This window comes from Bdellovibrio sp. HCB185ZH (assembly GCF_047302455.1).
Taxonomy (GTDB): domain Bacteria; phylum Bdellovibrionota; class Bdellovibrionia; order Bdellovibrionales; family Bdellovibrionaceae; genus Bdellovibrio.
The window spans coordinates 163,785-175,702 of the sequence record NZ_CP178624.1 but is presented as its reverse complement, the minus strand read 5'-3'; the positions used below and the strand labels follow the sequence as shown (position 1 = coordinate 175,702).

12 protein-coding genes are annotated in these 11,918 nt (G+C 46.6%); 4 read left to right on the top strand and 8 right to left on the bottom strand.

The features are described 5' to 3' along the window. Positions 1-22: 22 nt before the first annotated feature. A complete protein-coding gene (gene greA, locus ACLSU7_RS00810; RefSeq protein ID WP_217897677.1) occupies positions 23-511 on the bottom strand; it encodes a transcription elongation factor GreA in 489 nt (162 codons plus the stop codon). A 138-nt stretch (positions 512-649) separates the two neighbouring features. On the opposite strand from greA, the gene ACLSU7_RS00805 reads away from it, so the two are divergent. Next, positions 650-919, top strand: coding sequence for a (2Fe-2S)-binding protein (locus tag ACLSU7_RS00805; RefSeq protein ID WP_413293620.1), 270 nt, complete (start codon positions 650-652; stop codon positions 917-919). Here the strand turns inward: ACLSU7_RS00805 and ACLSU7_RS00800 are convergent. Continuing rightward, complete coding sequence (locus tag ACLSU7_RS00800; protein WP_413293619.1) at positions 916-1,353, bottom strand: bacterioferritin-associated ferredoxin; 438 nt, start codon at positions 1,351-1,353, stop codon at positions 916-918. The two genes, ACLSU7_RS00805 and ACLSU7_RS00800, sit on opposite strands and share 4 nt — an antisense overlap. A gap of 47 nt (positions 1,354-1,400) precedes the next feature. Between ACLSU7_RS00800 and ACLSU7_RS00795 the strand changes: the two genes are divergently transcribed. Next, positions 1,401-2,243 carry an ATP-grasp domain-containing protein gene (locus tag ACLSU7_RS00795; protein ID WP_413293618.1) on the top strand — a complete coding sequence of 281 codons (843 nt, stop codon included), beginning with the start codon at positions 1,401-1,403 and terminating at the stop codon, positions 2,241-2,243. Further along, positions 2,218-2,976 (top strand): hydroxyacylglutathione hydrolase, encoded by a 759-nt coding sequence (gene gloB / locus ACLSU7_RS00790; RefSeq protein WP_413293617.1) that lies wholly within the window; start codon positions 2,218-2,220, stop codon positions 2,974-2,976. Before ACLSU7_RS00795 ends, gloB begins: the two co-directional genes overlap by 26 nt. Before the next feature lie 69 nt (positions 2,977-3,045). Here gloB and ACLSU7_RS00785 read toward each other — a convergent pair whose 3' ends face one another. The 6 genes from ACLSU7_RS00785 to ACLSU7_RS00760 form a co-directional block, all read right to left on the bottom strand. Further along, positions 3,046-3,453: a hypothetical protein gene (locus ACLSU7_RS00785; protein ID WP_413293616.1), complete on the bottom strand. Its 408-nt coding sequence runs from the start codon at positions 3,451-3,453 to the stop codon at positions 3,046-3,048. 173 nt (positions 3,454-3,626) lie between these two features. Further along, positions 3,627-5,228 (bottom strand): tryptophan halogenase family protein, encoded by a 1,602-nt coding sequence (locus ACLSU7_RS00780; RefSeq protein ID WP_413293615.1) that lies wholly within the window; start codon positions 5,226-5,228, stop codon positions 3,627-3,629. 62 nt (positions 5,229-5,290) lie between these two features. After that, positions 5,291-6,040, bottom strand: coding sequence for a tyrosine-protein phosphatase (locus tag ACLSU7_RS00775; RefSeq protein ID WP_413293614.1), 750 nt, complete (start codon positions 6,038-6,040; stop codon positions 5,291-5,293). 50 nt (positions 6,041-6,090) lie between these two features. Continuing rightward, positions 6,091-6,837, bottom strand: coding sequence for a tRNA (N6-threonylcarbamoyladenosine(37)-N6)-methyltransferase TrmO (gene tsaA, locus ACLSU7_RS00770; RefSeq protein WP_413293613.1), 747 nt, complete (start codon positions 6,835-6,837; stop codon positions 6,091-6,093). Positions 6,838-6,970: 133 nt separating this feature from the next. Then, a complete protein-coding gene (gene ileS / locus ACLSU7_RS00765; RefSeq protein WP_413293612.1) occupies positions 6,971-10,135 on the bottom strand; it encodes an isoleucine--tRNA ligase in 3,165 nt (1,054 codons plus the stop codon). A gap of 76 nt (positions 10,136-10,211) precedes the next feature. After that, entirely contained in the window at positions 10,212-10,538 is a 327-nt protein-coding gene (locus ACLSU7_RS00760) for an ArsR/SmtB family transcription factor (protein ID WP_413293611.1), read from the bottom strand. Between the two features lie 98 nt (positions 10,539-10,636). Between ACLSU7_RS00760 and ACLSU7_RS00755 the strand changes: the two genes are divergently transcribed. Further along, positions 10,637-11,863 (top strand): MFS transporter, encoded by a 1,227-nt coding sequence (locus ACLSU7_RS00755; protein ID WP_413293610.1) that lies wholly within the window; start codon positions 10,637-10,639, stop codon positions 11,861-11,863. Positions 11,864-11,918 lie beyond the last annotated feature (55 nt).

Below are 11,918 nucleotides of genomic sequence, written 5' to 3'. Positions count from 1 at the left end.
GCTGAAGCCTTGGCGTAGGAGGCTATTTGTATTCGAAGTGAAGGATTTCGAATTCCTTGTCACCTTTAGGGCTTTGCACTGTTACAGTGTCGCCCACTTTTTTCCCGATCAGCGCGCGAGCCAACGGAGAAAGAACAGAAATCATGCCTTTTTTAACGTCAGCTTCGTCGATACCAACGATCTGGTAAGCGACTTCTTCTTCAGATTCTGTATCAACGGCTTTCACGTGTGCACCGAAAACAACACGGTCCGCTTTGATCGTGGAAACGTCGATCACTTCTGCACCTGCCAATTTGCCTTGGATTTCAGCAATACGGCCTTCGATCATAGATTGGCGCTCTTTAGCGGATTCATATTCAGCGTTCTCAGAGATATCGCCTTGAGCGCGAGCTTCTTCGATAGCTGCGATGACAGATGGTCTTTCCTCTAACAATAGCTTCTTAAGCTCTGCCTCAAGCATAGCTTTTCCGCGAACTGTCATTGGAAGTTTGTCGTTTGTACCTACAGACATGTCTATCTCCACCGTTAAAGGGAGATTAGTTTTACCGGAGTTCCGGGAATTTATCAACCCGCACCCCCGCCCCCGACTCGACGCAGTGCATTTTGATAATGCATTGAGCCGCATATTCTACAGGCGTACCATAAGCTCATGGGTCAAAAGAAGAAAACCGAAATTATCTGCCGCTGTAACAATGTGTCCCGGGCGACCATTGAGAAAGCTATTACAGATGGCGCAAAGACCCTGAACGAAATCTTCGACTCAACCACCGCTGGTGTAGGCCCGTGCGGTGGTTCCTGCCGCCGCAAACTAGCCCCTCTTTTGGAACATTACCTGAAAACCGGTCAGTTCCCTGAAAAAATTCAGGAGGATTTATCAGGTAAAAATAATGGCACGAGTGAAGGCGAGAAAAAAGACTAAGAGGCTTTTTGATTCAAACGATATTGAATCATCTTATGAACTTCAGGACGGCATGTCCCGCATTGGGCACTCGCCGATGTCTGACGAGTCACGACTTCAGGAGTACGAGCTCCCGCAATAATTGCTTGATCAATAGTGTGCGCAGAAATACCACGGCAGTGACAGATCTCTGTATCACCAGTCGCAGCTTGCCACTCTCCACGCAGACGCAAAACCATTTCGCGCAGTAAAAGACTGCTGTGATCTTGCCCTTCTGGCAAAGGCCATTTTGAAATATCAGCACCAAACGAGCGGCGCATTTTCTTAATCATATCCATAAATTCAGTACATCCCACATGAGACACATTCAATACTCTACCGGGTGCCGAAGGAGTTTCTCCTTCAGTCTCTACTTCAATAAAATCACGTCCGTCGAGTTCGACTTTGATCTTCATATAAGCTATTATGATAGGCCAAACCCTCACTTGCCCCAAGGCCAGTTATGCTAAATCTCAAAATACTACTGCTCAGTCGGAAATTTGAAATTCACAGCAGCCGTCGCTTGGTCGAGGAAGGTGTTTCTCGAGGACACACGATGCTTTTGTGGGATCCAGAATGGCCTCTCACGCGCTTAAAAATCCGGCCTGACATTATCATCCCGCGCATCAGCAGCTTTCAATTCAGCAAAGCTGTGAAGGTTTTAACAGCCCTGGAAAAACAAGGTTGTCTTTCCGTAAACCCGTCTCAAAACTACACGGTGGCTCGCAACAAATGGTTCACCTATGTTGCGCTGACCGAAGCAAATATCGCTTCCCCCTCCTCTTACTTAATCACCCGTTTTGAAGAAACCATTCCTTTGGAATTTCCCGTGATCATCAAGCGTTTGGAATCCAGCAAGGGCGAGGGGGTTTTCTTAGCGGAAAATCCACGGGCCATCGCGGATATTTTCTTAAACACCGGCGACGAAGAACTTCTCGCACAGGAATTCTTCCCGGAAGCATTTGGTACGGACGTGCGCGCCTTCGTGGTCGGTGGAGAAATCAAAGCCGCGATGAAAAGAACCGCTCGCCCCGGGGAATTCCGGAGCAATCTTGCATTAGGAGCCACCGCTGAGCCTTGCGAACTTGAGCCTCATGAATCTGAATTGATTTTAAAAACTATTCGTACTTTGGGTCTGCAGGTCTCTGGTGTTGATCTATTGCGAACGCGTAAAGGCAGTCTGGTTTTGGAAGCGAACCCTTGTCCTGGGTTAGAAGGCATAGAAAAATATAGTCAGCAGAACCTTGCAAAGAGCATCATTCAATATGCTGAGGAGCTGTATGGCAAACACAAGACCTCGCGTTGAGCTTATTCCGATCTTTGAAGACAACTATGTCTTCTGTTTGATTGATGATAACAATCAAGAGGCTCTTGTTATTGATCCTGGCGAAGCTTCAAAAACTTCCAATTTCCTAAAAGAGAATAATTTAAAACTTACTGGTGTCCTCCTGACTCACCATCACAATGATCATGTGGGCGGAGTACGCTCGCTGATCACCGAACATCCTGCACCGGTTTATGCTCCGATGAAGAATAAAACCCAGATTGGCACAGCCGACACATGGGTGGCGGAAGGTCACACCGTACGACAGGGACCTTTTGAATTTCAAGTGCTCGAACTTCCTGGTCATACCTTGGGACACGTCGCTTATTGGGAGCCAAAATTTAAATGGCTTTTTTCCGGGGATGTTCTTTTTGGTTTAGGCTGCGGAAGACTGTTTGAAGGAACCTATGAACAGGGTTACGAAAGTCTTCAACGCATCAAAAAATTGCCAGAGGAAACCTTGGTGTATTGCACCCACGAATACACCGAAGCCAATCTGACGTTTTGTAATATGCTTTCAAACTTAGACAACTCCCCTATTACTGGCGACAGCGAAGAGTTGGAAATGTATGCAAATCAGTTGCTGTCCCGCCGAGAAATGGAATTACCCTCGGTGCCTTTGAAGTTGTCGGTCGAGCTGCGCGTAAATCCATTCCTACTTGCGAAATCCGTTTCCCAATTTACTTACCTGCGCGATTTGCGCAACAAGCAATAATAATCTTCACCAATAAAAAAGGCCCAGCGTATGCTGAGCCTTTTTTTATTGGAGAAAGTGTGTCCGTACCTAGCGAGCTTGTTCAACAACTTCACATTTAAAGTTGCCCACATGAGTTTTCTCGCCCAAGCCCCAGTAGTAAAGTTTCGCTGTGTGATCAACGACGTTGATAGACAATTCGAATTCAGTGGAAGCTTCCACTGAGAAAATGTATTCCACAGAAACGGGAGTGGAATCGATATCCAACGAAAGCGCAGGACCGTTCAAATCTTGAGTGTCGATTTTATAATCACCCACATTCAAAGACCATTGTTGCAAACCATGGCGGAACAAAACTTTTGGATTGTTTTGAATGTTGATCTCAGCAGGAACATCAGCAGATTTATTAAGCTGCGTAGCCTGGCAGTCAAACACGCGCTCGTCAGCGAAAGAAAGTGAAGCGAACAACATTGTGAAAGCGATAATTGCAGATTTCATGATTCGTCCTTTGTTTAATGCCCATCACCTATCGTGATTCAGAGGCAAAGTCGTCCATTTTCTATATTTTTCACACCCCTCATCGCGGCAGGATTCACAAATTAACATTTGTTATCTGGCGCAATGATTCCCAAATGAAAAAACCGCGTTCTTCTCGCGGTTTTTTTCGAGTGTTACGCTTCTGTCTCAACGATCCAAGTGTCCTGATCTTCAAACAGCTGCTCTAGCAGCCCGCCCTCGATCAGGTAGTCTTCGCTGAAAAGCTCATGCAGGCTTAAAGCCTTTTTAGTCAGCTCCTGATAGGACAGCGTGCGCTGTACGTATTCTTCCTTAGACATCTTAGGGCGCACCGGAGGACGCTCCAAAGCCTTTTGTCCGTACAATAAAGTGTCGTAGCTATAGCTATTGAAAACCAAAGCCTCACAAGCTGTGTAAGGCGAATTCGTTCCCAGGTTGCTGGCACTGAGTGGAGCACGTTGGTTGAAAAGGTCCACCACCATTTGCGCGTCACCCATTTCAGTGTTCGCGCGGCAGTCTTTCCAGTACTGAGTATCCATTTGTTTGTTATATTTGTAGTGAACCGCCAAGAACCAACGGAAGGTGTCCCACGTTGCTGCGACTTCTTGATTGATCGCCGCAATGCTGGAGCTGTCTTGGTGGTTGTTCGGCATAAGTTTACACAACGTCATGATGCTATGAACAGCTGTTTGAATGGCTGTGGATTCCAAAGGCTCAACGAAGCCGTAAGCATTCCCCAAGCCAAAAACGTTTTTATTCCAAGCTTTTTTGTGACGGCCGGTACGGAACTCCACCATTTTGTATTTTTCAAAGTGACCGAATCTGGCGCGAGCTTCTTTCAAGGCTTGTTCTTCATCACAATAATCCGTCGAATGCACATAACCATAGTGATTTTCTGTGCGCATTGGAATCGTCCAAGCCCAACCATTGGGCATCGTCGTACACTGAGTGTACGGACGGATGTCGTTGTTATTAGGTAAATCAAACGTCAGCGCACGGTTATTGCGCAACGTGGACTTGTATGAAATGAATTCCGTTTTTAGCGCTTGCCCCAAAATACGCGAACGGAACCCCGAGCAGTCAATATACAAATCGAATGAATGCTTTTTGCCGTCATCTGTTTCAATGGAAGTCACGAAGTCATTGTCATCCAAATGAACATTCTCTACCACCGCATCGATGATAGGGATTTGTCTTTGCTTAACAATGTTATTCAAGAAACGGATCAGGTTCTTGTTATCAATGTGATAGGAAAACGGAATGCTTTGGAACAAGGAGATCAGCTCCCCGTTTTTTTCACGAATCACCGGGATTTTGTGATTATCCATCAACACCGATGCCCAGTTGGCATTATTGATGGAATCTTCGTAGTAATAACTTTCCTGCTGATGTCCTGCAAAGAAGTTAAAGTTGAAATGATAATCCCCCGGACAGCCCCAATCAAAACGAATACCCAATTTGATGGTCGGCTGGACCGCCTGGAAAAATTCCTGCGGATCAATTCCCAAAGTACGGTGCAAGAACGGCACGATCTCGGTCGTTGTCGACTCGCCCACACCGATCACGGGAATCTTGCTGGATTCAATCACTGATGTTTGAATTTTGGGGTGCAATTTCTTTAAAGCAAGGGCTGCAAGGTAACCGGCAGTTCCGCCGCCCAGGATTCCGATGGATTTGATTTCTGTTTGAGGATATTTAGAAAAATTCAGGTAGCTAAGATCAAAAGCTGTGTCGATATAATCGGACAAAGACGCCATGGGAAAACCTCGTTTAGATAGGTCTTCTTTATCCCATAACGTCTGTCAGGATTCAAAGGTCTTTAAGATTCAAAGAATTTTTGCTGCCACATCGCTTGGCGCTCGTCGGTGATACCGTATTCAGTAAGTAAAAATTTCTGGATACTACCCGCTTTAGTCTTCATTTCTTCTATGGCCGCATTCAGGAAGCTCTCGTGAGCACCCATCATGTACTGAAAGCCTTCCATCGCTTTATCAGAAAGGATGTTCTTAAACTGGATCATGAGACCATTGCGGAAAGGTTCAAGACCCGTTTGAGTTTGCAAATAATCCTTCATGACTTGGGATTCATCCACTCCCAATGCCAAAAGCATTAAGGCAGCCCCCACACCTGTGCGGTCTTTTCCGACCGCGCAGTGCTGAAGCATTCCTTTGCCTGACATTTCATCCATCACGCCGAACATACGACGGTAAGCTTGATTATCAAACGGCAAAGTACGATAGAGTTTTTCCATGTACTGCGGAGGAATATTTTCTAAATGTTCCTTCGTAAAAAACGAACCCAGATTCGCACTCATGCGATAGGCAACAGGATTGGCTGGGCAGTTTTCGTAAGTTACCCCCTCCCACAAAACGTCTTTGTCGTGAGCGGCCTCCGAGGGGTCTCTAAAATCAATCACGTGGCCGATTGTAGTTTGCAAAAGCACGACATCGTCGGGCGTGAGTTTAGAAAGAGCTCCGGAACGATAGAATTGACCCTTTTTCAGCTGATGACCTTGCACGGAAACATGCCCGCCAAGATCGCGGAAATTGATAGCGCCTTTAAGATTCAAGTGAGGCTCCTTGCGATTTAATCTATCTATTTTAGCTTGGGAGAGTGGACCTATTTCAAGTCCATAATCGCGTAAACGTAAAAGTGACCTTCTCTTAATTCGTACTTTACATCGCAGCCTAGAATATCAAAGCCGTATCTTTGCCCCCAGCTTTTCGGATCCGTGATGGGGTCTTGTCGCTTTTGAAAGGCAGGACGAGGGTCCAACTCCAAAATACTGATGATGAGATTGCGAAGATTGTTTTCATTCTTAGGGTCGCGTCTTGTGATTTCAGCTTGAGCTTCGTCAGAGAACACCACATCTGTGCGTTCGATGTCACCACTGGCCCAACCCGGATTCGCCTCAGGAATAGAGTCTGCGTAGGGAATATAGGGCTTAATATCGAGCACCGGAGTGCCATCGAGCAGATCCACGCCATGGACGTGAATTTCAGGACCGCCCTTGGCATCGAAATCAATTTTTTCAATTTTTACCGCCGACATCCCGATCGGATTCGGCCTGTGCGGAGAACGCGAAGCAAGCACTCCGACCTTGCGATTGCCACCAAGTCTTGGCGGACGAATGCTCGGCTTCCAGTTCTTGCCACCATGTTCATGAAAAACAAAAACGATCCACAAATGAGAAAACTCTTCCAGACTGCGAATCGCAGTCAACAAATCAGGATCCGGCAAAAGCTTAACGATTCCCTTCGCAGGATTCGCAAGCCCCGGCTGACGAGGAATTCCAAATTTATCATGAAAGGGCGTTTGCACATGCCCTATCGCTGAAAATTCAAATGTCTCGCCATGTTTCTGCATGAGCCCTCTTAAAAGCGGTCAAAATGGTTTGGATACGAGGCGGAGGGTTATCCCCGCAGCGCAGGCGTGCTACTGGCTCGTCGGAGCGAGGAGATGGCCCGACAACGAAGTAGTCAGGCCATTTTCACCGCTTTTAGTTTTGCACGCCGATTTTGATTTTCTCGCCGTCGATATCGCTGTCATCCACGTGGGCGCCTTTTGGCATTCCAGATAGTGGCAGGATATTCAATGTGTGAGTCAAAGTTTCTGACGTGATCATGTCCTTGTGCGCGTTCAAAGCGTCAAGCAAAGCGCCGTCGCAGGCGATTTCTAGAGTGATTTTGTCATCTAGTTTGAAATCGGCTGTTTTACGAGCGACTTGGATCTTACGCATGATTTCGCGAGCAAGACCTTCACGTTCTTGCTCTGGCGTCACAGTTGGATCTACTTCGATGGAGACCACTTGATGAACAGACAAGTTCGCGTTGCCACCTTTAGGGGCTCTGCGGATTTCTACGTCAGCCAGGGTGATCTCTTCACCATCCACAGTGACAGAGCCACCCGTTTCAAGTTTCAGGATGCTTTCAAGAGGCAAGGCCATAATGCCTGCGCCTACTGATTTCATCTTAGGACCCAAGCGTTTACCCAACACTGGGAAGTTCGCCTTCGCTGTGACTTGAACGAATTGGTCTTCGTTTGAGTTATAAACAACTTTGCGGAAATTAAGTTCATCAACAAAGAACGGTTCGAATTTTTTCAAAGTCTCAAGCAACGCCGCACTTCTGTGGATGATTTTGATTTCGTTGAGTGGAATCTTCGCTTTCACACCGATTTTCTCACGGTGATTACGACCCAACGTTACCAAAGTATCCATCGCCTTCACAGCTTCTTCAAGCTCTGGGCGAAGCAAAGAAAGATCTTCTGGCGGGAAGCTTTCCAAGTGCACAGATTCTTTTTTATTCGGAAGAACCTGTGACAAGTTTTTGTAAGTAACTTCCGACATGAACGGCGCAAATGGTGCCATCAAACGAGACAACGTCACAAGAACTTCATGCAAAGTCTCGTAAGCATAACGTTTCGTTTCAGGCATGCCTTCTTGCCAGAACAAGGAACGATTGAAACGGATGTACGTATTCGTTAGGTCCTCGATGAATTGAAGCAAATGAGGAACCACGTTGTATAAGCGATAAGCGTCCATCTCTTTATGAGTGTTCGCAATCAAACCATTCAAACGAGAAAGAACCCACTGATCCAGGATGTTCGGAGATTTTTTAGCATCACCTTTAGGAACGAAGCCATCGATGTTCGCGTAGTTCGCAAAGAACGAATACGAGTTCCACCATCTCAACAAGATTTTACGAACGATATCGTAAACGCCTTTTTCCGAGAACTTCAACTCCTGAGCCTTCACAACTGGAGAGTCGATCAAATACAAGCGCAGTGCATCGGCACCATGCTGATTCAAGACTTCCATCGGATCAGGATAGTTTTTCAAAGACTTCGACATCTTACGGCCGTCTTCAGCCAAGACCAAACCATTCACAACAACGTTTTTGAATGGAGCCTGATTGAACAAAGCCGTCCCGATGATGGAAAGCGTATAGAACCAGCCGCGAGTTTGATCCAAACCTTCGGCGATGAAATCAGCTGGGAATGCTTTTTTGAAATCCTCCACAGACGTTTCAGGATAACCCCATTGAGCGTAAGGCATAGACCCCGACTCAAACCAGCAGTCCAAAACGCCTTCAACGCGTTTTAATGGAGATTTACCCGTTGGAGATGGAATCGTGATTTTATCCACAAATTCAATGTGCAAATCTTCAACTTTTTGGCCCGATAGTTTTTCAAGCTCCGCACGGGAACCCACACAGATCACTTCACCTTCTGGATTTCTCCAGATCGGAAGTGGAGTTCCCCAGAAACGGTTACGAGAGATCGCCCAATCACGAGCGCCTTCCAACCAATTACCGAAGCGACCATCACGAAGATGATCCGGAACCCATGTTGTGTTTTTATTGTTAGCGATCAATTCTTCTTTGATCTTTTCAACCGCAACGAACCAAGAGGACACCGCACGATAGATCAGCGGCGTATCGGAACGATAGCAGTATGGGTAACTATGTTGAATTGTATCTTGTTTGAACAAGTTTCCTTTTGCTTTCAAAGCCGCGATGATGTCTTTGTCCGCTTCTTTAACACGCTTGCCTTGATAATCAGGAACTTCGGCTGTGAACATACCATCGTCATCAACAGGATTGACCAATGGGATGCCCGCTTTTGCACACGCATAGTAGTCTTCCTCACCGAATGCTGGTGCCATATGAACAACACCCGTACCGGATTCCGTCGTTACGTGATCAGAAGAAATAATACGGAATGCACCTTTTTCAGCGCGATCACCGAAATATGGGAACAAAGGTTCGTAAGTCAGACCGACAAGCGCTGAACCTTTCATCATTTCCAAAACTTCAACTTCCTCATCTGGTTTTTTAAACACAGACGCAAGCAAAGCTTGAGCAAGAATAAGTTTACGCCCTGAAGCTTTCTCCTGAACTTTTACGTAGTCCATTTCCAAACCCACAGCCAATGCCATGTTTGATGGAAGAGTCCAAGGAGTCGTCGTCCAAGCCATCACAGCCGTGTCGGGCTGATTGATGAGTTTAAACATCACCGTGATCGCTGGGTCTTGAACCATTTTATAATTTTGATTCGCTTCGAAATTTGAAAGCGAAGTTGAGATCCCTACAGAGTAAGGGACGACTTTATGACCTTCATAGATCAGGCCTTTTTTGAAAAGCTCCTGAAACACCCACCACACGGACTGCATGAAAGAAACATCCATCGTGAAGTATGGATTTTCCATATCTACCCAACGACCGACTCTGCGAACAGTGGTTTTCCACTCAGTCGAATAACGTTTTACGATCGAGCGGCAAGCATTGTTGTACTCAGCCACGCCCATTTTGAAAACGTCTTTGCGAGATTCAATTTTATGAGTCTTGTTGATTTCATACTCAACCGGAAGACCATGACAGTCCCAACCGAAACGACGAGGCACTGTGTAGCCCTTCATCGTCCAATAACGAGGAACCACGTCTTTCAAAACACCCGCGAGCAAGTGACCATAGTGCGGAAGACCTGTCGCAAACGGAGGACCATCGTAAAAGCTGTAAGTTTTTTTACCTTTAGGATCGAGTGACTGTTGGAAAATCTTTTGCTGATCCCAGAAATCTAAAATGCCCTCTTCTTGCTTCGCAAGTTGGACATCAGGTTTTACAGCAGAATATGGAGTCGTTTTAGGAGTGTTTGCATTCGTCATAGGTCCTTAAGATTTATCAGCTTTTCCCTGATCTTGCACCCTTTCAGGACCTTGAACCCATGGAATGCGCAATGCATCATAGGTCTTTTTGCAACATCTCCATCAGACCCGGGAAGCGTTTCTTCACTTCCTGCATCCGTAAAGAGACAAAGCGCCTTGTCCCCTCGTCGCGAAAACGAATCAACCCCGCCTCGCGCAGAATCTTTAAATGGTGAGAGAACGTCGCTTTGGTGATGGAATATTCAAAAGTCCCACAGACTTTCTCCTCCCCCTTCATGGCCAATAACTGCTTAACCGCAGAAATACGCACGGGATCACCCAGGGCTTTTAAGACCTGCTCCAAAGTGACATCTTTAAGTTTCGGATGAGTGAGGGTTTCCATTGTTAGATAAATATCTAACATTGAACTTGTAAATCCACAAGCGAAGAGTATAACAGTATTGTTCGATATTCATCGAACATACCCCGCCATCGAACGAGGGGTACAACAGGAGTTTCACCATGAAGCATTCAGAATCCCCTTCGGCCCCCGTCGAAGTCCCCGCCAGAACCTTAACTTTATTATTAGGTCTGACTGTCGGAGTTATCGCAGCCAATCTTTATTATGCACAACCACTCGTGGCGATGATAAGCCAAGCCCTAGGCATTGCAACATCATCAGCAGGATTGGTCGTGACATTCACGCAAATCGGTTACGGACTGGGAGTTTTATTCTTAGTTCCACTGGGTGATTTGGTGGAAAATAAAAAACTCATCATTACTTTAATGATAATCGCCGTCGCAGCATTGCTGGCTCTCGCCTTTACCACTCACGTTATTCCGTATCTGACAGCGGCCTTGATTCTGGGAATTGGCACCTCGGCCGTACAGATTGTCGTGCCCTATGCCGCCCACATGACTTCGGAATCCCATCGCGGTCGCGTGGTGGGAAGCTTGATGAGCGGGCTTATGCTGGGGATTATGCTTTCTCGCCCGATCTCCAGTCTTTTGACCGACATGCTTTCATGGCATGCGGTGTTTTTCCTTTCGGCGATTTTCATGTCGGTGATGGCATTTATTCTTTATAAATTTCTGCCTCCACGAAAACCTGCGCATACGGAAAATATTCACTACGTAAAACTGATTGCTTCAATGGGCGAGCTTTTCGTGAATACGCCCGTCTTACGTCGTCGCGCGATTTATCAGGCCTGTATGTTTGGCGCCTTTAGCTTGTTTTGGACCGCAGCTCCGCTATACCTGATGAGTGAAACTTATCACCTTTCACAAACTGCCATTGCGATTTTCGCATTTGCCGGAGTGGCCGGTGCAATTTCAGCTCCCATTGCGGGACGACTTGCTGACAAGGGCATGAGCACCCAAGCCACAGCCGTTGCGATGCTTTCAGCGATTGCTTCTTTTGCTGTCACTCACATCGTGGAGCCGGGATCTTACACAGCGCTCGGAGTTTTAGTGTTTTCAGCGATTTTACTGGATGCAGGAATCACCGCGACGCTGGTGTTAGGCCAACGCGCGATCTTTTCTTTGAAACCAGAATACCGGGGGCGCTTGAATGGACTTTATATAGCGACTATTTTCGTAGGAGGAGCGTTAGGTTCTTTCGCGGGAGCTTGGGCTTATGCCCATGGTGGCTGGACGATGACAACGATCATAGGGTCTTTATTCCCTGCAACCGCCCTGGTGTACTTCCTTACCGAGTGGATCACAGGGTTTCGTAAAACGCAGAATTAGAAATGCAAGAAAGTTCACTTGGTTCAGATCGTGAACCAAGTGAAACGAATAGAAA